This window comes from Blautia sp. SF-50, from assembly GCF_900101315.1.
GTDB classification, from domain to species: Bacteria; Bacillota; Clostridia; order Lachnospirales; family Lachnospiraceae; genus Blautia_A; species Blautia_A fusiformis.
In genome coordinates this window covers 156,462-179,981 of record NZ_FMUW01000005.1, presented here as the reverse complement: position 1 = coordinate 179,981, position 23,520 = coordinate 156,462, and the positions used below count along the sequence as shown (strand labels likewise).

22 protein-coding genes are annotated in these 23,520 nt (G+C 39.1%); 8 read left to right on the top strand and 14 right to left on the bottom strand.

Features of this window, described 5'->3' with window-relative positions:
• Nucleotides 1-119: 119 nt before the first annotated feature.
• From BLP57_RS05100 to BLP57_RS05080, 5 genes are all read right to left on the bottom strand, one after another.
• The gene (locus tag BLP57_RS05100; protein WP_092069866.1) at nucleotides 120-875 is read right to left on the bottom strand and encodes a DUF4428 domain-containing protein; all 756 of its coding nucleotides are present in this window, start codon (nucleotides 873-875) and stop codon (nucleotides 120-122) included.
• A gap of 163 nt (nucleotides 876-1,038) precedes the next feature.
• Nucleotides 1,039-1,908 (bottom strand): S8 family serine peptidase, encoded by an 870-nt coding sequence (locus BLP57_RS05095; RefSeq protein WP_092069863.1) that lies wholly within the window; start codon nucleotides 1,906-1,908, stop codon nucleotides 1,039-1,041.
• Nucleotides 1,909-2,003: 95 nt separating this feature from the next.
• Nucleotides 2,004-3,596: a recombinase family protein gene (locus BLP57_RS05090; RefSeq protein WP_005428244.1), complete on the bottom strand. Its 1,593-nt coding sequence runs from the start codon at nucleotides 3,594-3,596 to the stop codon at nucleotides 2,004-2,006.
• The gene (locus tag BLP57_RS05085; protein WP_009245397.1) at nucleotides 3,593-5,182 is read right to left on the bottom strand and encodes a recombinase family protein; all 1,590 of its coding nucleotides are present in this window, start codon (nucleotides 5,180-5,182) and stop codon (nucleotides 3,593-3,595) included. The genes BLP57_RS05090 and BLP57_RS05085 overlap by 4 nt, the downstream gene beginning before the upstream one ends.
• Nucleotides 5,183-5,258: 76 nt before the next feature.
• Complete coding sequence (locus tag BLP57_RS05080) at nucleotides 5,259-5,426, bottom strand: hypothetical protein (protein ID WP_009245398.1); 168 nt, start codon at nucleotides 5,424-5,426, stop codon at nucleotides 5,259-5,261.
• A gap of 343 nt (nucleotides 5,427-5,769) precedes the next feature.
• Here BLP57_RS05080 and BLP57_RS05075 point away from each other — a divergent pair, with 343 nt between their 5' ends.
• Nucleotides 5,770-8,013, top strand: coding sequence for a tetratricopeptide repeat protein (locus BLP57_RS05075; protein WP_005428247.1), 2,244 nt, complete (start codon nucleotides 5,770-5,772; stop codon nucleotides 8,011-8,013).
• A 238-nt stretch (nucleotides 8,014-8,251) separates the two neighbouring features.
• On the opposite strand, the gene BLP57_RS05070 is transcribed toward BLP57_RS05075, so the two are convergent.
• The 7 genes from BLP57_RS05070 to BLP57_RS05040 form a co-directional block, all read right to left on the bottom strand.
• Complete coding sequence (locus tag BLP57_RS05070) at nucleotides 8,252-9,070, bottom strand: ABC transporter transmembrane domain-containing protein (RefSeq protein ID WP_242872555.1); 819 nt, start codon at nucleotides 9,068-9,070, stop codon at nucleotides 8,252-8,254.
• Between the two features lie 64 nt (nucleotides 9,071-9,134).
• Nucleotides 9,135-10,229, bottom strand: a complete 1,095-nt coding sequence (locus BLP57_RS05065; protein ID WP_009245400.1) for a S8 family serine peptidase — start codon at nucleotides 10,227-10,229, stop codon at nucleotides 9,135-9,137.
• A 115-nt stretch (nucleotides 10,230-10,344) separates the two neighbouring features.
• Nucleotides 10,345-11,865 (bottom strand): DUF6034 family protein, encoded by a 1,521-nt coding sequence (locus BLP57_RS05060; RefSeq protein ID WP_005428257.1) that lies wholly within the window; start codon nucleotides 11,863-11,865, stop codon nucleotides 10,345-10,347.
• 128 nt (nucleotides 11,866-11,993) lie between these two features.
• The gene (gene ccpM / locus BLP57_RS05055; RefSeq protein WP_015526201.1) at nucleotides 11,994-13,274 is read right to left on the bottom strand and encodes a Cys-rich peptide radical SAM maturase CcpM; all 1,281 of its coding nucleotides are present in this window, start codon (nucleotides 13,272-13,274) and stop codon (nucleotides 11,994-11,996) included.
• A gap of 18 nt (nucleotides 13,275-13,292) precedes the next feature.
• Nucleotides 13,293-13,934 (bottom strand): ABC transporter ATP-binding protein, encoded by a 642-nt coding sequence (locus BLP57_RS05050; RefSeq protein WP_009245407.1) that lies wholly within the window; start codon nucleotides 13,932-13,934, stop codon nucleotides 13,293-13,295.
• A 12-nt stretch (nucleotides 13,935-13,946) separates the two neighbouring features.
• Complete coding sequence (locus tag BLP57_RS05045) at nucleotides 13,947-14,840, bottom strand: hypothetical protein (protein WP_005428264.1); 894 nt, start codon at nucleotides 14,838-14,840, stop codon at nucleotides 13,947-13,949.
• Complete coding sequence (locus BLP57_RS05040; protein WP_005428267.1) at nucleotides 14,833-15,588, bottom strand: hypothetical protein; 756 nt, start codon at nucleotides 15,586-15,588, stop codon at nucleotides 14,833-14,835. The genes BLP57_RS05045 and BLP57_RS05040 overlap by 8 nt, the downstream gene beginning before the upstream one ends.
• Before the next feature lie 537 nt (nucleotides 15,589-16,125).
• Between BLP57_RS05040 and BLP57_RS05035 the strand changes: the two genes are divergently transcribed.
• The 6 genes from BLP57_RS05035 to mobQ all read left to right on the top strand — a co-directional run bounded on the left by BLP57_RS05035 (nucleotide 16,126) and on the right by mobQ (nucleotide 21,261).
• Nucleotides 16,126-17,043, top strand: a complete 918-nt coding sequence (locus BLP57_RS05035; RefSeq protein WP_009245410.1) for a ParM/StbA family protein — start codon at nucleotides 16,126-16,128, stop codon at nucleotides 17,041-17,043.
• Between the two features lie 3 nt (nucleotides 17,044-17,046).
• Nucleotides 17,047-17,430 carry a hypothetical protein gene (locus BLP57_RS05030; RefSeq protein WP_005428271.1) on the top strand — a complete coding sequence of 128 codons (384 nt, stop codon included), beginning with the start codon at nucleotides 17,047-17,049 and terminating at the stop codon, nucleotides 17,428-17,430.
• Between the two features lie 24 nt (nucleotides 17,431-17,454).
• Complete coding sequence (locus BLP57_RS05025; RefSeq protein WP_005428274.1) at nucleotides 17,455-18,171, top strand: replication initiator protein A; 717 nt, start codon at nucleotides 17,455-17,457, stop codon at nucleotides 18,169-18,171.
• Nucleotides 18,168-19,025 (top strand): ATP-binding protein, encoded by an 858-nt coding sequence (locus BLP57_RS05020; protein WP_005428275.1) that lies wholly within the window; start codon nucleotides 18,168-18,170, stop codon nucleotides 19,023-19,025. The genes BLP57_RS05025 and BLP57_RS05020 overlap by 4 nt, the downstream gene beginning before the upstream one ends.
• A 169-nt stretch (nucleotides 19,026-19,194) precedes the next feature.
• On the top strand, nucleotides 19,195-19,416 hold the full coding sequence (locus BLP57_RS05015) for a hypothetical protein (protein ID WP_005428277.1): 222 nt from the start codon (nucleotides 19,195-19,197) through the stop codon (nucleotides 19,414-19,416).
• 135 nt (nucleotides 19,417-19,551) lie between these two features.
• Nucleotides 19,552-21,261 carry a MobQ family relaxase gene (mobQ, locus tag BLP57_RS05010; protein WP_023924145.1) on the top strand — a complete coding sequence of 570 codons (1,710 nt, stop codon included), beginning with the start codon at nucleotides 19,552-19,554 and terminating at the stop codon, nucleotides 21,259-21,261.
• Nucleotides 21,262-21,672: 411 nt separating this feature from the next.
• On the opposite strand, the gene BLP57_RS05005 is transcribed toward mobQ, so the two are convergent.
• Entirely contained in the window at nucleotides 21,673-22,338 is a 666-nt protein-coding gene (locus tag BLP57_RS05005; RefSeq protein ID WP_092069860.1) for a PBECR4 domain-containing protein, read from the bottom strand.
• A gap of 309 nt (nucleotides 22,339-22,647) precedes the next feature.
• Nucleotides 22,648-23,028, bottom strand: coding sequence for a TnpV protein (locus tag BLP57_RS05000; protein WP_005428283.1), 381 nt, complete (start codon nucleotides 23,026-23,028; stop codon nucleotides 22,648-22,650).
• Nucleotides 23,029-23,184: 156 nt separating this feature from the next.
• Here BLP57_RS05000 and BLP57_RS17785 point away from each other — a divergent pair, with 156 nt between their 5' ends.
• Nucleotides 23,185-23,355, top strand: a complete 171-nt coding sequence (locus BLP57_RS17785) for a hypothetical protein (RefSeq protein WP_005428285.1) — start codon at nucleotides 23,185-23,187, stop codon at nucleotides 23,353-23,355.
• The last annotated feature ends 165 nt before the right edge of the window (nucleotides 23,356-23,520 follow it).

Genomic DNA, 23,520 nt, shown 5'->3' with positions numbered 1-23,520 from the left:
CTGTGATAAGTATACTATAAAGCTATATTTTATTATATAGTTTTCAGAGAAACCATCCATTCTCAACCCCTGTTATCACAAACAGAGTGAACAATTCTGTCCACTCTGTCTATCATCACTCAAAATGGTCTTGGCTGGCCACAGTATTCGCAAAACCTTCCGGTATTCTCTGCACCGCACTGACATTTCCACAAACCGCCGGGCTGCTGCATTCCGTTGTTCATCTGCATCCCGGGTTGCTGCATTCCACTGTTCATGTTCATTCCGGACTGCTGCATTCCAACCGCATTTGGTGTCAGGGCGGCTATGATCTGATGACCTGTCTGCTCCACTTCCATCAATTCACCTCTGTTATCGCTGCTTATGGAAAAAGTATTCAAACGAAAATCCATATCATCAAACCATGGATTTTTTACCTTAATACGCATAGTATAATCAAATTCATACTTATATACCGGTGGCTGATAGCTTACGGTTTCTCCATCCTTTGTTGTATATGTTTCCTCGTTCTGCTGTCGCTCTACATCAACTCTGCACTGCACAACAGCGGATAAAGGAACTATATCCGGATTTTCATTGACATCCAGCTTCCGTGCAACAGTAAAATTCCCCTTATTGTCATCAATAAAAACATTGTAATTTCTGGTATTGATCTGACGTGTTATACAAAAATCCATTACGGCTTTTTTGTTTTTTTCACGATATTCCAGTTGACGTTTTATATCCTCTACCGTACTGTGTCGCCGGTCTTCAAACCATGGTGACAATTTTTTTGCACAATCCTTACACAGATTTCCGTCATCCAGTTTTCTGTTGCCTAATAAACCTATTTTCTCTCCGCAGATATCACAGATCTTCTTATCAAATAACCCCATACCCAATCCTCCTTCTTTTTATATTTGTGTTTTTGTTTATCTACATTATGCGTGAATGCTTCGCCATTTGCACTAGCATCTCTGACAGTAACTGAATTCATCTTCATATTCAATGTCAGGATCACAAGGCTCGTATCTGAAAATCCTGTCCGTTTCTATATGTTCAGGATATGCCGTATGGGATACTCTCTGCCAGACACAACCGTCCCCATCCCACCTCCACATTCGGATATTCCTCATATCCGCCCACACTCTGTGCGCCTTTCCTCAGATACGCCTTCACCTTTTCCCCATAAAGAAACGGATCATTTCCTTTCACGATCCCCCATTCCATAAGCAGAGCTGCGCTTCCGCTGACAAAGGGTGCCGCAAAGGAGGTTCCGGTGACAGTGGCGTAGCCTCCGCCGGGAACCGGAGCGGAGATGGATACACCGGGAGCTGCGAGGTCAGGCTTCCGGATCGGCAGGAACTGACTTCCCCTTCCGGAAAAATCTGCGTAGGCATTCTGTCTGGAATCATAAGCTCCAACAGAAATAACTTTTCCGGCAGTGGAAGGAATCGTCAAAGTTCCCACAGCCCGCGGAGAATAAAACCCGGTTCCGCGATTCAGTACATTTCCACCCGGCAGCCAGAGGAAATACTGCCCGGAGCGCACACGTTTTCCACTTAAAAGAACTTTCCAGACACCGCTGTCCACATAATTACCCTCAGGAATGAAATCTATGTAGATTTCCTGGGACAGCTGATAGGGACCGGGTTTTCCATAATAGATCAGAAGCTCTGTATTTTCCAGCAGATGCCGCTGTGGCCCCAGCCTTTCATATAATGGACCGATCCGTTCTCCGGACGGACTTTCCAGATAAATTTCCATCTCATCTTCATAATCCTTCCATAACTGTACATTTAATGTGGGCTCAAAAGCTCCCACCGCCAGCTGGATTTCTTCTGTTTTCCCCTGCTGCAGGATTCCTCCTGCATGCCAGGGCTGGCTGCCGTTATTTCCGGTTCCTGTAACGATCACAGTCCGCCCCATGGCCGCAACTGTATCAATATAGTTTTCCAGAAGGGAATCCCCTCTGTGTGTTCATTATAACTAGGGGAAAATTACTGTAAAAAAATTTGCAGTCTTTACACTGCCTGTTTTTCTACCGGATAAGGCGACTGATACTTAAATACAATATCAATGCTCTTATCTCCATTCACAACAATTTTTTCAATCAATTCTGTCACAATTTCTCTTGTCACTTCGGATAATGTTCCATACTTGATAAATTTCTCTATCCAGTTTTCATAAGATTCTTCTGCCTCTCCAAAGCTGTCTTTCTCTTGTTCTGCCAACTGAATCTTCGCCCTGATATCTTTATCCTGCTTTTCATATTCTGCCTTATAGGAGAGATATTCTTCTTTATCCAGAACACCATCTACATAATTTTCGTAAGTTTTCTTTTTATACTTTTGGACAGCCGCAAGTTCTTTTTGTAACCGTTCAATCTGCTGGTCTGCTTCTGCACATCGTCTCTGCACCTCCTTCTTCCTATCTGCTACTTTTAATATTTCATCCTTATCACTTTCTTTCAGTGCCAGTTCCGCTTGTCTTTGGATTTCATTTTTTACAATAGAATCCAATACTTCTTTTTTAATGAAATGAGAATAACAAACTGTGTTTCCTTTTTTGTGATAGGTACCGCACTCATAACCGTCCCGACAAGTAACCCTCTGGAAATTATATCCGCAATCTCCACAAACAATAATTCCTGCGTATGGATTTACCTTTCTCACTTCGCTATTAAATCCCGGTGTCCGTGTTCTTTTCTTCATAAGTTCCTGTACCTGCTCAAAAGTATCTTTGCTAATAATTGCTTCGTGCATTCCTTCCACAATATACTGCTGTTCCTCTGGAATATATTGATACTTTTCCACTTTATAGGATATCTTTTCTGATTTATGCTGTACCATAGCCCCTGTATAAACTCTGTTTCGCAAAATTACATTGATCGTAGGATATGCCCAGCCCTTTGCACCCGCTTTTTCTAATGCATTGGCATATTTCAATCCCTGCACCTTTCTCTTATACTCTGACGGTGTCAGAATTCCTTCCTGATTCAGTTTCTTTGCAATACCATCCCTGGAATATCCTTCCAAACTCATATAAAAGATTCTCCGTACCACTTTAGCTGCTTCTTCATCTACAAGAAAATGATGCTTATCTGCCGGATCTTTTACATATCCATATGGGGCAAACCCAGACATAAACTGTCCCCGTTTCTTCTGGGCGGTCAATGCACCTCTGATTTTCTTAGATATATCACGACTATACATATCATTAAACAACGTCTTAAACTGTGCCAATTCTTCATTACTGTGATGAACAGAATCCACGCCATCCAAAATTGCAATATAACGCACACCCAAAGATGGAAAAACACGCTCAATATAGTTACTGGTTTCAATATGTTCACGCCCAAGCCGGGAAATATCTTTCGTAATAACGCCTTGAATTTTCCCTTTGTAGATATCCTCCATCATCCGCTGAAATTCCGGTCTATTCGCAAAATAAAGCCCCGAATAACCGTCATCAATATAAATATCTGCGATTTCCAGATCCTCTGATTTAGTCACATACTCACGAATCAGTTTCATCTGATTTTCAATACTCTCACTAACTTTATTCTCTCCATCATCCTTCGACAGACGACAATATACACCCATCTGATACATCATATCACCCCATCTTTCTCAAGTATTCTATCTGGTGAACTCTCTACTGAAGCAAACTTAAAATATATATCTATTTTCTGCTCTGGATATACATAAATTTTATCAACTAACTCCACAAGCGCTTCTCTGGTAAGCTGCTTTACCGTTATTCTTCTGCGATTAAAGTGCTCCAACCATATCTTTGTTTCATTGACCGCCGCCCGCTGCCTTTGCTCTTCATGGTTCAGTTCTGATAATTCTTTTTGATATTTCTGATTCTCTGTTTCATACATCTGTTTTAATTCCAGATATTCCTCTTTGGAAAGTACTTCATCCATAAACTGTTCATATGCTCGTTTCCGGTATTCCAGATTTCTTTCTATTTTTGCCTGCAATTTTGCAATTTTACCATCCAGTTCCGGCTGTTTCTGTCTGATCTGAGTTTCCAGATTCTTCATATCCATCTTCATCTGTTTCAATTGCTGGTTGATTGCAAATACAACCAGTTCATCCAGCTTTTCAAATGTAATATGATTCAGCTCACAGTAATTCTGCCCCTGCTTCTGATGAAAACCACACATATATCCGTCATAGTCTTTATGAGATGCCAGATAACGTTTTCGCATGGCTGTTTTACATTTCCCACAAAAGAGCAGTCCCACATATTTATGTGGTTCATTGTTTTTATCAAAATAGGAAACTCTGCGCCCCTTTCTTATTTGCTGAACCCTATCAAACTCTTCTTTAGAAATGATTGCCTCATGTGCATCCGGCACCAGCTCCATTTCTTCCAGGGGAATTGCCTTTTTGTATTTCAGCTTATAAGACGGTCTTTCATGTTTCCGAATCACAACCGCCCCAGTATAGACCGGATTCTTTAAAATTCCACTTACAGTAGACGATGTCCACAGACCTTTTCCCGAATCCCATACATAATTGGTTTTTAAAACTTCCTTTTTATATTTTGCGGGACAAGGGATTTCATCTTCATTCAAAGTCCTGCAAATAACCGTACAGCCAAATCCATTTTGATACATTCTGTAAATTCTTCGAACAACCTCGGCTGCATAAGGATCAATTTCCAGATGATTATGAATTGTTTTACTTTTCACATATCCAAAGGGGGGCTGTTTCGGAGTATATTCGCCCATACTTCTTTTGGTCTGAATCGTTGTCTTAATCTTTCTGGATGTATCTCTCAAATACATATCATTCAGCAAAGTTTTTATTTCTAACATTTCATCATAAGTTCCAACGGCTGAATCATAATTATCCAGAATCGAAACAATCCGAATCTGTTTCTCCGGGAAATATTTGCCTAGATAATAGTTGGTATCAATATGTTCTCTTCCAAGTCGAGATACGTCCTTAAAAATCACCATATTGATAACACCAAGCTCAATATCTGCCAGCATCCTCCGAAATTCAGTTCTTTCAAAATTACTTCCAGAAGCCCCATCGTCTACATAAACTTTTTTCTCTGCAATATCTTTATTCTCTGCAATATAATCTCTTGCCATCTGAATCTGAGAGTGAATACTATTGCTGTATTCACCCTCTTTATTTTGCTCTTCAATGGAAATTCGGCAATAAATTCCTGCCTGATACATTCTATCCCTCTTTTCATCGGTCTTGCGTAGTCATTGTCTTTAATTGTCTTTATTTTACAACAAGAACTTAAGAAAATCAACCTGCAATTTTTCGTTCAGTAAGATTCTGAATGCACTGGATCAATGTCTTTTCCCCATTAAAATGCACTCGAATCTGATATCCTGCATGTTCATAGCTTACATTCTCTTTTTGGATTTCTTTTTTTGTATCCAGAACTTCTACAGAATCAAATAACGTATTCATGCTATATGCCTCCTTCAGCATACAGTTCTCTCTACATCCTATGCCGGCAGGATTGTACAAAAGTTCTGTATGAATTGAATTCGGCTTTCGAAAGCCTGATTACATTCTAAAATTATTCTGCACCAATCACATTGAATTGAAATTGACCGCAGATTGAGTTTTTAAGATTCATTTTCTTCCTATACAGTATCAATTCCTATTGTCCGGAACATTTGTTCGTGTTATAATAAAAAGACTTTAAGAATATAAAACACGAAAACCAAAGGAGGGATTTCTGTTGGAACGATGTGATTTTTCTTCTATTAGCACATGCCTAAAAAATCAAATCAGTGAAAGCAATCAGATGAACCAACCTGATTTTTTATACGAATTATTTGAAGATTTTATGAATGATCCGATAAATGAAGATTTTTCTATGGATAATGGTCTAATTTGCCGCTGGATAACCGGACAAGCAAAAATCAGTCCCAAAATAACCTCATATTATGCAAAACCCAGCAATCAGAAAAAACTGGCAACAACCATTCAGCGGAACTTACTTCCCTTAATGGCAGACTGCAACATGGTTATACAGGACATTTACACGTTATTCATACAGGACGATACGATTTCGGATACAAAAAAGCAGGAACTTGTATCTCTATATAAACCTTCTGATTCAAGGCTGTTGTTTTTAGCAAAAGTACTTTCTTTTGGTATGGAACGGCAATTTATTAAACGTGATACAAGAAATCAAAAACTGATTGCAGGAGGTGTTCTATCTCCGATTGTTCTGGATTACATTATGGACAGCGAAGTCCCAAAACCATGCCGTCATTTTCTAGGAAGAGAAGAAGAACTGGATGAACTCCATACTTTGTTTGAAGAGAACCGACATATATTTCTTTATGGAATTGCCGGAATTGGAAAAAGCGAGCTTGCTAAAGCCTATGCAAAGCAATACAGAAAACAGTACACCAATATTCTCTATATGGAATACACCGGTAATCTATATCAAGATATTGTAGACATGGATTTTATTGATGATCCACCAGAAATCAGTGAGCAGGAACGTTTTCAAAGACATAACCGTTTCTTACGCTCTTTGAAATCTGATACACTGCTGATCATAGACAATTTTAATGTCACATCCACACAGGACAGTTGCCTGTCAGTCGTATTAAAATACCGTTGCCGGGTTTTATTTACAACCAGAAGCCAACTGTCTGAATACTGTAGTTTTCAATTAAAAGAACTGAAAGATATACCCACTCTTTTTCAACTGACATCTGTATTTTATTCAGAAGCAGAGGAAAACCGGGCAATCGTAGAAAAAATCATAGAAACTGTACACTACCATACTTTTGCTGTCGAACTGGCAGCCAAACTTCTGGAAAATGGAATTTTAACTCCAGAGCAATTATTGATAAAACTTCAAGAGGAAAAGGCTTCTCTTCATAATGAAGATAAGATTAAAGTAATGAAAGATGGTCAGAGCAAAAAAGCCACCTATTACAACCATATCCATACCCTGTTTTCGTTATACTCCTTATCACGGAAACAGCAGGATATTATGTGCAATATGTGTTTTATGCCTTCATCTGGTATTTCTGCCCGTATATTTTCCAAATGGCTGGAGCTGCCTACTTTAAATGACGTGAATGATCTGATCGAGACAGGTTTTGTACAGTCAAGTCTCCGGCATACTATTTCTCTGCATCCAATGATTCAGGAAATTGCAGTTTCCGAGACCGCACCTTCTGTTACAAGCTGCCACACGTTATTGGATTCTCTGCAAAAAATATGTTTGATGCATGGCATTGAAGTTAGCTATTATAAAAAATTATTTCAAACAGTAGAAAACATCATGCTTTTCATTGAAAAGGACGATATTCCCCAATACCTGTTATTTTTAGAAGATGTTTTTCCATATATGGAGAAGTACCACTATCAAAAGGGTATGAAAAAAATCATCCAGGAACTACAGCATTTTATAAAAGCAAATACTTACGGGACTGCATCTGACCGTGCCTTACTATTGGATTATCAGGCAACTCTGGAACCCAAAACAGAAAAAGCGATAAAATTAGAAAAAGAAGCACTTGCTCAAATAAAAGAAACCACAAAAGAAAATGCCCACCTGGTTTCCAACCTCCATTCCAATCTTGGAGGGCTTTACCGAATCAACGGACAACTTGATCTCGCTAAAAGGCACATGAAAATGGGTATCTCTCTTTTACAACAATACCAGCTTCTTTATACTAATGACAGTATTCCTCAGATTAATAATTATGCTGTCCTCTTAATTGAAATACAAGAACCTGACCTTGCCCTGTCTGCTCTTCAGAAATTAGCACAGATTATCAAAGAATATAATTCAAACCACTGTTTGGATTATGCCCAGGTACAGGAATCCCTTGGAAGTATCTGCCTGATCACTGCAAATATTTCGCAAGCGAAAACCCATTTTAAAAAAGCCTTGAAAATTTATGAGGATATATGGGCAGACGAACCCGAATTGATTGAAGAAAAATATCAAGCAATTCAAGAATTGTATCCACAAGCTGGAATTGCTCTGGCAAAAAGTATTCTTCTCACCAAGCACTAACGGTTCCTACAAACACTTGTAAAATATATTGCCTCAATAATGTAAACGCCTAGTTTTGAGATACACTCCAAGACTAGGCGCTTGTCCATTTCCATTTTTTCTTAGACATGGAGCGTTTACATAAGGATCACTTTTCTTTTTTTGACACTTTTCGCTCCTCCTATCTCAAATTTTTTATAGTCTAGGTATATTGCCTTCATCAATGCCTGAGAACTTGTAAATATGCTCCTCTGCTTGTTCAATATGTAATAAAAGCAAATGCTCCGCCTATAGTGAATTCTCCTTTTATTATAAAAAGCCCACTTAATATATATAATAACGCATTTACAACCGTGTCTATTACTACAACACTGACAGTACTATATTCATCTAGCATTGCGTTCTTTTTATATGAATCCATCAAATCTTTTTGCAGACCTTCAAATTGAGATTTTTTTACCTGAAACAGATTCCAGAGCTTCATTTCATGAATTCCATTTATACACTCGGCAAACCAACTCATAAACTTTCGTTTATCCTCAATCCACTGTTCAAACACTTCCCGTTTCTTGTTTGCACAATAGGACACTATTATAAATTTCAGTGGAATAATTGCTTCTATCAATATTGCTAATTTCCAGTCTAATAAGGACAGCCCAACTACTCCTCCTATTATTTGGAGAATTGATGATATAGAAAACTGAGTAATCTGATCCACAACAGATGACACATTATCAATATCCATACCAATTGTATTTATAATCTCTGCACTTCCTCTTTCAGCAAAATACTGTATTTTCATCCTATTGATTTTCCAGTAAGTCTTTTTATAGAGAGAATGTGTAAACTGATTATGTACATTTGAAAATAATTTTGTTTGGATTATATTTAACTCTTGCTGGGTTAAAGAAATTATTATTAATATAACAGAAAATAAAAGAATGTATTTCATGTTTTTCTGCAATATACCACAATCTGTTATTTGTCTTATAAGCAGTGGGTGTATAAACGTTATGAATGATGAACCCAAAAGGCAACAGATAATCCCTGGAAAATACTTTTTATATTCACACAACATTTTACAAATTCGATACCATGTTTTCCCATTTTCTCTCATATCCAATTGCCATCCTCACTATTCGTTAAGCAAAATATTGACAAACAAGCTCATATATATCCTCTATATTGTAAGTTATTCCTATTCGATCTTCTGCATACAATTCATACATATTATTTTTACGCACAATATACATATCTATATCTGATGCCTTACTACTTTCAAATATTTCTTCCTCTTGATTCAAAAGAATAATATCAGGTTCATAAGCTATATATACTGTATAAAGGATATCGTTCAATGACTCATTGGAATCGTCATAATATTCTAAAGGAATTACATTTTCATCTAAAGGATTTTTCTGCAGATTTATTGCGTAATAACCGTTCTGACTAAACATCACTTTTAGCTGTATCATTTCCTCGTAATCTAAATCAATACCGGCAATTACCGGTATCTCTATATTGGTTTTATCCCTTATTACATTTTCTAGTATATCCGGATAATCAGATTTATGCGTTGCTATAGTCATCAAAAAGTCCATAACATCATCAAATCCTGCTGTGGGCTTTCTGTTTAAATATGTAGCAATATGTCCAGTGACAACAGGAGCCGCATAACTATTGGCTTGATTTACGATCCCATTCCACGAAAAATTTGCTATAATAGAATTCTCAATATTATAACCTTTTTGTTCTTGAAACAGAATTTGACCATTTCCCAAAAGACCATAACGATCCTGCCTGACACCAAAAACACCTGGATATGCAGCTGGATAAGTCTTTATATTTCTGTTATGATATGCTGCTACTATAATCGCATCAGCATCAAGTAATCTTTTTATTTGAATCCATAAGGGTTTAATATCAAAATAATTGATTGTTCCAAGACTCATGTGAATTAACTTTATTTTATTTTGAATACACCATTCCAAAGCTTCCAGCAAAACTGTGATCTGTGTTGTTCCTGCAGAGTCAGTCACATTCAAGTCCCATAATTCTATATCACTACATATGCTTGTGATAATTCCGACGCATACAGCGCCATGGAATGATTTATCGTCTTTATACTCACTTGGATCGCATTTAGAAGCCAAAAAAGATTTATGAACAATCCTTTGATTCCTGTTATTTCTCATATGATAAGGTATACCGTTATCAATCAATGCGAGCTTAATCATTTGCACTATTCCTATTCTTACCTGTTATATATCCAAGCCAAATATCGCATATTTATTATTCTCATGATAAACCTTGTAATTCTATGGTCAATAAAAATTCAAGTGTCGCTGAACCCTAATATGCTTCTCCAATCACACTGCCATCATAAGCATTGATCACATAAGAAAGCTCCTGTAGAGAATTTCCACCAATACTTTCCCTGACAGTAAAAATCCATGCTGGAACCAACCATGCGTGTTTCGGCTCCTGATAGGCTGTGGTATAAGTATACTGCAATTTTGCGTTTACCACATCATACTCCAGTGCGGTAGTGTCGTTGGCAGACTGGCCTTTTCCGGAATACCAATAAAAAATCTGATCTGTCAGCTTTGCCTGTATTTTTTCAAAAGGCAGAAGCTTTGTATTTTCCGTCACCGTACAGACTTCTTCCGATATCCCATCCCATTTAAAATATTTAATTCCTTCCTCTGTTATCAGAATAGAGATTGTTTCTACCTGGAACGGAGGCACATAACTATCCACTGTTTCTTCCGCAACCACGCCATCAGGAACTGAAGTAATACCCTCTACACTTTTCGAAAAACAATACAGATATCCCGGTAATCCTCTATCCAGATCTCCCTGCCACAAAGCATCACTACCAAGTCCCAGACCATTGCGCTCTGAACATGCGCCATTCGGGAACCACACGGTACGATCAGAATCTACAAGGCCCATTCCATCGATACCTAAATCCTCTAAAACTTGTTCTGCCTGTTCCTTTCCATCTTCCTCTGTAAAGGTGATCTTGTCCATGCACTTTCGATACGCATCTGCCAGTTCATGAAATTTCTCTGTATAGCCGTTGGTATCCATGCCAAAGCTACTGTAATACTCACTCTGCATTTCCTCAGTTTCTATTGTTTCTTCTTCTATAAAATTAGAACCCTCCATCCAGAGAAAACTACTGTCATTGTCAATTTCCTGATTATACCGCTCTGCTTCTATATATGCCTTCCTGTCCTCGCCCACATCTGCAGTAAAATAATCCTCTGTATCTGTGTTTTCCAATTCAGTACTCATCCAACTCCGTGCCGCTTCCACACCGTGATCCTCTGTTTTTTTTTGAAATTTTATCTCCATCTTTTCCGGTGCAGACGCTTCATCCGGTGCAAGCTCCATCCCCTCTCGGGTTGCGTTTTGAATCCCTGCAATCGATGTAGAATATGCTGATTGCAAGTAACTTCCTTCCTTGCTGGAAATCCTGTCTAACACTTCCTGATACGCATCCTTTGTCACCATCTGTGGCATATATAGTTCCTCACCGTCCGTAAAATAATCAATCAATCCATTCAGTTCTTCCTGCGTTAACTCGTGATTTTGCATCTCTATGACTGGAAGATTGCCAATGCTTTGTTCGCCCAACTTAATATCTGCCTGGATAACCACACGGTCGTTGCTTTTCTTTTCTTCAAATTTCCAATGCGTTGGAACATTTGTCTCTCTCTTTTCTCCTTTTTTAAGAGGTTCACAGACAGCCGCCTCGCTAATCCCATCCACTTTGCTGACTACCGAACTCTCCTCTGGTGTTTCCTGACAGCTGGAAAGAATAATACACAACGCACCTACCATAATTGCTAGAACACTTTTTTTCATTTTTCCTCCATATATCTTATAGAATTGTCGCTTTTTCACGAAACTTCAATTATAAACTCTTTAACTTATAAATACCTTCCTGACACTATTAACGTTTTCGTATATTTTTTAGAAACAGACTACCTTATTTATTTTGGAATTTGCGCCAAACAATATGCACACATTCTCAAATTCCAACATCCTAAACATTTTTCTTTAATCATCTTACCATGGTTAAGTAGGAAACTCATTTTATCAAAATCAAATCCCGAATCCAAACTTCCGATGCACATTTCTGAATCTTCTTCCGAAACTCTTTCACATGGAAAAAATTCACCTTTTGTATCCACAAATAGTCTTCTAACTGCAGGAATGCATGGACCACCATGATGTGTTTTTTTGCCTTCAGCAACATGACTATGTAGCTGTTCATATAATAACTCAATATCTTGCAGTTCTCTTCGCAACAATCGACTTTGTGCATCCCATTTTCGCTTCTCTAATACAGATAAAATCATCTTTATATATGCTAGTCGATGTACTCTGAAATTTTTTTGTGTTATGCGCGACAATGTCTCATCTTTTAAACCAACTGGATTTACATAATTGAAATTCACTGTCCCTGCTTCAAACAGCTCTTCTTCCGAATAAAATCGATATATATTTTCAAGATCTGATGAAGAACTAATAACACAATTAAACAAAACTTTTGAATAGTACTCTTCATTGTAAGCTTTCAGTCTACTCAAATTTTCTAAAATAATGTCAAATGAACCTTTTCCTGTTTTAAATCTTCGATTTATATCGTGACTTTTCTTATCACCATCAAGGCTAATCATAAGATTAAACTCATATTTTACCAAAAATTCTATGACATCTTCTGTCATTAAAGTCCCATTAGTCGTCATAGTAAAAAGAATTTTTTTATCCCCTTTACGTTGTAAAATATAGGAAACACATTTCTTAATCAATTCAAATTCCAGAAGAGGCTCACCCCCATAAAATGATAATGCAAGTTGATCCGCTTTTTCGCTTCTTTTCAAATAAAAGTCTATTGCTTTTTTGGCTGTCTCGAAATCCATCCTATTTGACGTATGGGAACGATTATAGTAGTTTCCAGAATATGCACAATATTTGCATCTCAAATTACACTGCTGAGTTACCTGCAAAATCAGATTGCCCATATAATGTTCTGCCAACAAATGTAAGTTTTCTGTCTCAGGATGCTCAATTTCTTCTATCGCAGTCTCACGCAATAATCCGCTTTTCACAAACCGTCTTAACACTCCATCAGGAACCAATTTTGTCTTTTCCACAGTTTTTAATATCTGATATTCTTCATCATTCACCATAACTACAGAATCCAAAGAACGATCATAAAAATATTTCTGCATTGGTGTTTGAATGCATTTAATTAATACCTTTCCCATATTCTTTCCCCCGTATTTTTATTTTATCTGCGTCAGGACACCTGCATCCATCTCACAGATCGTATCGCAGAGCCATTCGATCTCCAGCATGTTATGTGCTGCGATAAGAATAGTCTTCCCTCGTTCCTTTAATCCCCGCAAAAGCTCGCAGACCTCTCCTGCCCCCTGCTTGTCCAGACCATTAAAAGGCTCGTCCAATATCAAAAGCTCCGGATCTTCCATGATTGCCTGTGCGATACCAAGACGTTCACGCATTCCAAGAGAATACTGTCCTACCTTCTTTTTAGACAGAGGATCAAGCCCTAGGGCACGCATCGTCGCCCTCACATCGTCATCGGAAATACGGTGTTTCAGAGACGCCAGTCTCTTTAAATTCGCAAAACCGCTGAGATCCAGAAAGAAGCCAGGGTTTTCAATGATAATGCCTACGGAATCTGGAAAGTCCAGCTCCTTCCCGATCTGTTTTCCCCCTACGAGCACTGTGCCGCTCTCAGGTTGTAAAAATCCACAGATGCATTTAAACATTACGGTTTTCCCTGAACCGTTAAACCCCATAATCCCATGAATCTTCCCTTTTTCAAAATCATGGGTAATGTTCTTTAATACTTTTTCTTTTTGAAAGGATTTTGTCAGTCCCTTCAACCTGATTGCATATTCCATTTTGCCCTCCATTTATTCGTTTGTCTGCGTAAAAGAGAAATTATAGCCCTTAATTCGGACGGCTGACAAGCCGATCAGCGCTATGATTAATATTGCAAATATGAACATGCTCATCCCGATCCCTGGCAGGTAATCATAACCAAAGCTGTGCATGGGAAAGGTAGCTTGGTTCAACGGAGACAGCCAGCCGCAGAACACGTTCGCCCTATATTCCTGACTTTCTGTAAAATGAAACAGTTTCCGGAAAACATCTGGGTTCAGCAGGAGCCCATACAGACTGACTGCAAAAGCACCGATCACCCCTGCCATATTTCCCGCAGCCAGATTTAAAAACAACATGAGAACTGCGATAAAAAGAGTATATAAAAGTACAAGTCCAAACACTATTGCTGCGCACATATAAGGAGTTGAGCTTTCCATTGTTTTTATGGAAACAGGAACGGTTATGCTCTCCCCACCGCCATAGCCCAACATTGCCGCTGTTTCGCTCCACACATTTCCCGTAAAGGAAAAGGGAGCTCCCATAATTCCAAGCATCACAGCCAAAAAAATATTATAGATCACAGTCGCCAGGATCACATAGATAATCTGACCCGCAAGCCATATCTTCCGTTTTGTGCGTACAAGCCAATACGGAGTTGCCTGACTGATAAATGGCATGTCCGCAAAGAGCAGGATTAAAAGCAGGGAGGACAGCATAACAGAGGATGCATCCCCATATGTCCAAATAAACGGCTCGAATACCTGAAGGATTGTCTCATATTTTATCGCATGGGAAATAATCTGATCCGACAGCATCAGACATAATATAGCTGCCAAAATAAAGGTCATCCAGATCCTCGGACTTTTTTTCCATCCATAGAAATTCTGGCCTGCAATCCAAAAAGCCTGTTTAATATCACGCATACCGCAACCTTCTTTCTATTGCGCACATAAAGATCAGTGCCGTTAAAAAACTTCCAACCGCTAATATAGCAATGCAGAAGATATCATTGTAGTAAATAGACGCCGCCCAATAGCGGGGACTCAGAAAGAATGCTTTTTGATAGTAACGCTCCTGAAATACGGTCAGGACATAATAAAGAATAAAAGGAACGGCATAGGACATATAGCGATTTTTTGTTATGACAGCCGACGTACCGCCAATTAGCGCCCAAAAAGCGCCATTTAAAAACAATCTCAGAAAGCTTACCGCCGTTCTGCCCACAAGCACTGCCATCTCATAATTTCCGTCAATCAGAGAAGGATACTGACCGAACCTCAGTATACAGATTACAAGAAGGAACACCATGGCTAAAAAAGCTGTCAAACCTCCGGAGACCAACAATCCTGCTGCTTTTCCTACGAGATACTGTTTTCTCCCTGAACGGATATAACTGAACAGAAAAAAACGACTGTGCAGCTCAGCCTCCGTATTCTCTCCACCCGCAAAAGCAACGGCAATGGGAACAAACAGAAGCATATTAACGCTGTTCATACAATAGGTGTATGCTACGAACCAGCCTGGTCCTTCTGCAGATCCGCCTGCATTTATGATCTTCTGCAACATCTCATGCTCAGACATCAGGGTAGCCGAAACGATTAGAAAAATCCCCAAAATAAAGCGAATGCTTCGAATATTGTTTTTTATGTCCGTTGCCAACACATTTCTCATACGCTTTTCTCCTCACTTCAAACAGCTATAGACTTGATTTTTTTATTTTTATAAAATCCTAGTTTTTTGCAATAATATCACTATTTGTATAAAACTACACTCCTTATCAAACAACAGTTAAGGACTTGCAAAAACTGTTGTTCCTACTGAAAGCATTGCAACAGCTGTAAAAATTGATAATATTTTAAATTTTCTATTATTCTAAGTTCTACAAATACATAAGCCGCCAGTTAAGTACGATTAGTTTTATTATAATTCAATAAATTCCATCCAACTTTCCACATTTTATTGTACAATTTTACCATTTATATAATAACATGTCAACATTTAATGAACGTTTATAACAAAAAAATGCAGGGCTATAAAAAACTAAAGAAATTGCTCTATTTTACAAAATTATATCCTATTTTTCAATTCCAACTCAATTTTCCCTCAATGTCTTTTTCCTCCAACTTTCGTATGCTTATCTCACAGCAAAGCAGTACCACACCGGTACAGCCTGCTGAATTAATCAATACGAAAATGGAGGTGTTTTTTATGCGAGAACTCAGAAACACAAAAATCATTGCTGTAGATCACGGCTACGGCAACATGAAAACAGCAAATACCGTCACACCAACCGGAATCAAAGCCTATGAAACAGAACCCATCTTCACCGGGAATATTCTGGAATATAACGGCATTTACTACCGGATTGGCGAAGGACACAAAGAATTTATCCCAGATAAAGCTATGGACGAAGAATATTATCTTCTAACTCTCATGGCGATTGCAAGGGAACTGAATGTCTTTTCCATCCGTGAAGCAGACGTTCATCTGGCTGCCGGGCTTCCTCTGACATGGATCAGAAACCAGAGAGAAGATTTCCGTTCCTATCTGCTCCAGAATCCAGAAGTCCATTACCGATTTAACAGCAAAGAGTATCATCTCCGTTTTGTGGGATGCAGCCTTTACCCGCAGGGATATCCGGCTATCGTAAACCGACTTGGAGATTTCAAGGGGACAAATCTTCTTGCAGATATCGGCAACGGAACCATGAACATTCTGTATATCAATAATAAGAAAGCACAGGAAAGCCGGTGCTGGACAGAAAAGTTTGGCGTAAACCAATGCATGATTGCCGCTAAAAACGCTGTTCTGGACAACTTCGGAGTAAAGATTGAAGAATCTACCGTAGAGCAGATTCTGCGGTTTGGAACCGCTGACATTTCAGCGTCTTATCTGGATTGTATTACTGCTGTTGCCAGACAGTATGTCACAGATATTTTTGCCACGCTCCGCAAATATGAATACAATCCTGGCCTGATGCGCCTGTATGTGGTCGGAGGCGGTGGATGCCTGATCCGTAACTTTGGAGCGTATGACAAATCACGAGTTACCATCCTTGATGATATCTGTGCCACTGCCAAAGGTTATGAATCTCTGGCTTATATGAGCCTGAAAAGGAGGGGATAAGCCATGCAGAACCATATCCGCAACACAAACCTGCGATTTAATCTGGACAAAGACCAGCAGCGGAGAGCCTGGGAATATTTACAGACGATGGACAGACAGAATTTTAAATCTTACAGCCAGGTAATCTCCCTTGCACTGGTCGATTATTTTGACCGCTACTACCGCACTCAGGCTGATCCCTATCTGGAAACAAGGGAACGGGAAGAACTTTTTGTGAAACAGATTGTAGAAGCAGTAGAACACAGCCTGAAACAGTCATTGCCGATTTTTCTGTCCGGGCTGACTGCAGGCATGTTGGAAAGGGAATCCCCCATCAGGATGCCCTTTCCAGCTCCTGAAAAAGAACAGCCGGATCGTGATATAGACTGGGATTTTCTTGGAGAATAAACCATTGTGATTGGAGGTGAACACATGACGGACTTTCTGACAGCAGACACAAGCCTGCCATCTTATATGATGTTTCCCCGTTTTCTTCTGGACATGGAAATAAACGAAACTGCCAAAATGCTTTATATGATCCTGCTCGACCGTGCAAGGCTTTCCCAGAAAAATGAGGGCTGGTCAGATACAAATGGTCATGTGTTCCTCTACTTTACGATTGAAGCACTGGCAGAAGTTCTCCACAAAAGCCAGATGACGGTGAAAACTGCTCTGGCAGTACTGGAAAAACAAGAGCTTATCTTCCGAAAACGGCAGGGACCCGGACACCCTAATCGGATCTATGTAAAAATCCCGAAAGAAACCCTCAGCAATACAGACAGAATTCTTTCCTCAAGACAGACAGAAAACTGTCCTATTGACAGACAGGATTCTTTCCCTGATACAGACAGAAAACTGTCCAGTAATAAGAAAGAGATAAAAAAGAACCATTTAACAATAAGAGGGAGTAAAGAGCCACGCTCACCCTATGGAACATTTCAAAATGTTTTTCTGTCAGAGACGGAGCTGGAAAATATCCGGCAGACAATCCCTGACTGGCAGGACTATATGGAACGCTTATCCGGTTATATGGCTTCTACCGGAAAGCAATACCAAAACCATGCAGCTACCATCATCCGTTGGGCAAGACAGGATCATCCTGTTTCCCGGCAACGAAATTATGAAAGTGAGGAATACGAAACATTATGACAACATTTACAGAAAAACCAACAGCTATCACACCAAACAGAGAGCTTCAGTCTGATGAATATTTTAACGAAACAAATCACCTGATCTACTGTTCCAAATGCAATACGCCAAGACAGTGCAGGCATGAATTACAGGGAAAGGTTCTTATTCCTTCCATCCGCTGTAAGTGCCAGCAGGAGATCTTTGAACAGGAGGAAGCCCAGAGAAAACTTCATGAAAAGCAAATGGAAATAGAGCATCTCAAAACCAGCGGCTTACAGGACAAATCACTTTATGACTACACCTTTGCCAAAGATAACGGCAGCAATCCGGAAATGAAACTTGCACACAATTATGTAAGTAACTGGGAAGAGATGAAAGCAAACGCTTCCGGACTTCTCATCTGGGGCGATGTCGGTACTGGAAAATCTTTCTTTGCAGGCTGCATTGCCAATGCCCTTCTGGAAAAAGGCGTCCCGGTACTGATGACCAACTTTTCCCGGATTCTGAATACCCTTACCGGAATGCATTTTGAAGACAGGAATCAGTTCATCCACAGCTTAAACCGCTACAGCCTTCTGATCATTGATGACCTCGGAATTGAACGGAACTCTGACTTTGCACTGGAACAGGTATTCAATGTGATTGACAGCCGTTACCGCAGTAAAAAGCCCCTGATCATAACAACCAATCTCACTTTATCAGAGCTGAATAACGCCGCTGATATCGCACACAAGCGAATTTATGACCGGATTCTGGAGAGATGTGTTCCCATCCGTATCAATAACCGGAATATCCGTCAGGACAATGCAACAGCTAATTTAAAAAAAACGAAAAAAATTCTGTTAGATAATCACACTTCAAACCAGAGTTGAAACAAAGCAGCATCGCACAATAACTATTTTTCACTGACAGTAGTACTACTTTCTTTTCTTATTTATCACCAGAGACATGCCACTGTCAGTTATCTAAAACTATAGTACTAAACCACAAGATTTTAAAACTAAATCGCCCGGATACGGGCATAAAAAGGAGGTGCCAGATATGGCAAATAAAAGAATTATGACACCAGAAGAAAAAGTGCTTTTACAGGCAAAACACAGACTGGAAGAAATCGAAGCAAGAAACCGTAAAAAGGAACGTAATGCCAGAACACGCAGATTGATTCAAGAAGGAGCGATTCTGGAAAGCATTGCTCCACATATTAAAGAAATGGATTTAGATACCCTAAAGCGGGAGCTGATGCTCCGGCTAAGAGGAATGTAAATACACAAGTTCTACTCCCGAAGGGCGCACTTACTCACCACCCGATAAATCGGGCGGTGGTATCCCCTACGGGGCTCGTGCGCTCTGCCGAGGGCTATCCGCTGTTGCAGGCAACATCGAAAGGAGGTGCCAGATATGGCAATTTATCATATGCAAGCCAAGGTCGTCAGCCGTGGTTCCGGGCGGTCTGCTGTCGCTGCATCTGCTTATATGAGCTGTAGCCGCATATACAATGATTACGATGGCATCCAGCATGACTACACCCGAAAACATGGACTGATCTATCAGGAAGTAATGCTTCCCCCTATGGCTCCGCCTAAATGGAAAAACCGGGAGCAACTCTGGAATGCTGTAGAAGCTGCTGAAAAAACAAAAGACAGCCGACTGGCAAGAGAATTTGTTGTCGCACTCCCTATTGAGTTGGATAAAGACAGCAATATTTCTCTTCTTCAGAATTTTATTCAAAAGAATTTTGTAGATATGGGAATGTGTGCCGATTTCGCCATTCACGATACAGATGGTCACAATCCCCATGCACACATTCTACTTACTGTCCGTCCATTAAACGAAAACGGAACATGGCAGTATAAAACCGAAAAAGAATATCTATGCATCAAAGATGGAGAGGAAAAGGGATTTACTGCTTCTGAATTTAAGGATGCTCAGAAAGAGGGCTGGGAAAAACAGTATCGTTATAAAGCTGGGAAAAAGAAAGTATATCTGACTCCCTCGGCAGCACAGGAGAAAGGTTATGAACGTATCGACAAACATCCAAAAAGCACCCGGTATGGCAGACAAAACCCGATTTCCGAACAATGGAACAGTGAGGAACAGCTCTGCCTCTGGAGAGCAAACTGGGCAGATGCCGTAAATAAAATGCTTGCCCTTAATCAGATAAATGCCGCCATTGATCACCGCAGTTTTGCAGCTCAGGGAATCACTGAACAGCCAACCATCCACGAAGGCTACATTGCCCAGAATATGGAAAAGAAAGGCATGATAGCAGACCGGTGTGAAATCAACCGTCGGGTTCGTGCGGATAACAGAATACTACGGGAATTAAAAACACAGATAAAAAAATTGGTTCAAGCTGTCGAAAAATCTATTCCGGTAATTGCAGAAACATTAGAAGCAATCCGCAATCATATGATTTTTACACAATATCATTTACTTCATAATGAAATGCAAAAAGAAGTGATCCATGACTGGATGCAGCATTTTCGTCCTATCCTAAATAAATATGATACCATTAAGAAAAAGCTCAAAGCGAAAGTTACTGAAAAGAAAGAACTAAATGTGCAAAAAAGTAAAACCAGTATTCTAAATCCTTTCCAGCATATAAAGTTAAACCAGCAGCTTACAACCGTAACAGAAGAAATCGAGGAACTGAAATCTGCCAAAGAACAGCTGCTGTTTCAGGCTGAATGCTCCACAGAGAAAGATATGGCGAGCCTTTCCAGAAAATACGACCAGATGGATAAGAATCTGGATATTCTCGATTCTCAGGATATGGCTCTCAAAGAGCAGCTTGAAAAAGATGCTGTCGCTTTCCAAGAGGAAAAACTCCGGCCTAAACCAGAGCAATATACAGAATTACTGGATGCCAGAATCCAGATACGACCTACTTTCCGAGAGAAACTGATTGAGCAGCTCAAAGGTACTTTTGGTGAATATTATGACTATCACTATCGTGATATCGCAACCCATGAAGTGGATGATCTCAATATGGAAGATCCCTATAGCTTCTCTCATCGTACCTGGGAACTTGAATATCAGAGGAAACAGGAATTGCAAAAAAAACATCCTGTTCAATCCAGGCAAAAATCGCACAACACAGAACTATAATGTTTAAACTACTAATATAAAAAATATCCCGTTTTCTCAAAACAGTTATATTGCTTCATCCCAATAATTCACAAACTGCTAACCACCGAGCAAAAGTGAGGCACAAAGTGCGTAAGCATAATTTGATTTCTTTCCGCTTACGCACTCTCTTTTTATCTTGAGCAAAAAATTCCTACTTTGTAAAGCCAACAAATGGGGTTTGGGGGGCTCCCAAAGTGCGTTTGGATATCCAAACGCTATGCTTGCAAAACCAGTTCCACTAATTTCCCTCGATACTCCCTTCTTCTAAAATCAATGATAATTATAACATTGCCAATTTTGTAAAGTAATAATCAACTTAAAATATAGACGACAAACAATAAAACCATGATACTGTTACAAAAAACAGTAGCATGGTTTCTTTATATTTCATTATAGATTTTCTCTATCTATCATATTTTCTATTGTTTCTGAGAAACAACACTCTTTCAAATCAATACTTTTGTCCATCTTCACAAGATTTGTATATTTCTCATCTGTATAGTGTTTTGATATTACAGCAAATACTTTATATGTAGGCTGTGCTGTTACATCTCTGATGTCCTTTTTCAGCAATGTGTTCGGTACATTTAATTTCGTATTTTTATCTTTTACGAAGCCAATACAACCACATATATTCCCGGCAGCTTTTTCTGTATATAATTTCGGTCCTCGATCTGTAAATTCTCCTATCATTGTTACGTTTTTCTTAATAAGCATCATACGTTCCAATATATCCAATTTTTGCCCCGTAGAGCCATCTTTTGCAAAAACAAAATCATTTTCTGTTAATCGCTTATCCAGGCATTTCTGGTAAAAATGAATTGCAGAAGCTGTCTCTTTTTTATTCAATCGAACTCCTGTCAAATGTAAAAAATTGTATCTATGGAAAACAACTTCATATCCCTGTACAGATGACAAAATCTTATTACTTTCCTGTAATTGCTCATTCACCTCTTTCGGTAAGCCATATAGGAACAAAACCTTCTGATCCTCAAGATGTTCTTTATATAGTTGTGCCGCTTTTGTCATAATCTGAATTGCACGTCTTTTGTCCATAACTTAATCCTTATCCCATAAAATTTAGAGAAGGGAATGTTCACGCCGCAGCACTAAACATTCCCTTCTCATGGTTGATTTTTCCGTTGTCTGCCAACCTCCAGCACCTTCGTCTGGAAAATATCAGGTTTTTCCGTTGCCTGCCAACCTCCGACACCTTCGTTCGGAAAACGTATCAGATTTTAGGTGTCAACCCACCGCTGATGCACAGCTTTTCTAATTACATTTTACACGAACTATGTGGAAAATGCAATTACAATTTTATCTTATGATGCCCTGCTACATTTTATACACTATTTATCTTACATTTCATTCTTGATAAATTATCTCTTTATCCACAATCTCCCTCGCACATACTTGTATATTGTTCATTCTTCCTATCCATTCCAAGACATTTTCCACCTTTAGCTGTTCTGTAATGCCTTGTGCCTGTTTCATCTGTTCTACAAGTCTTTCAAAGCGTTCCTGTGCCTGTTCTTCTATATCAGCCAAATAACCATTCAGCCTGCCGCTTGTAAGCATATTCAGATATAGCAATCTGCGGTATTCCTTCAAATACCGCAAATGTCTTTGTCCCCATACACCGACAACCCTTTGTTCTTCTTCCTTCGGTAAGGTAAGAGCAGGGATAAGATAATCCCCATGTCTGATATAAGTACCGCCCATCTCTTCAAAAATTGTTTTCTTCATTGTCTGTTCTACCTTTCTTATCGTTCTCTATTCATAGATTTTCTTTACGACCGTTCCAATTTTACAGTAACAATAATTCTTCAATTTTCAGTTCACATTGCCCCTCCCGAAGAAGTATGATAGAATAATTCTATTAAATTGAATCGGAGGTGCCACATGGCTATCAGTTCCAACAATATTCAGGTCTATACTACTTTGTCCAAAGAACTGGTTGCTGAGATTGATAAGGATGCAAAAGCGAACTATCGTACACGTTCCCAGCAGATTAACATGATCCTGACCGAGTATTATAAGACTCAAACAACAACCAAACATGAATCCGAGTAAAACACTGAATTGCCTGAAAACACAGGAAATATCAGTGTTTTCTTATGTTTTCCCTTAATTATAAGGTTCATGTGTTCATTATAACTAGGGGAAAATTACTGTAAAAAAATTTGCAGTCTTTACACTGCCTGTTTTTCTACCGGATAAGGCGACTGATACTTAAAT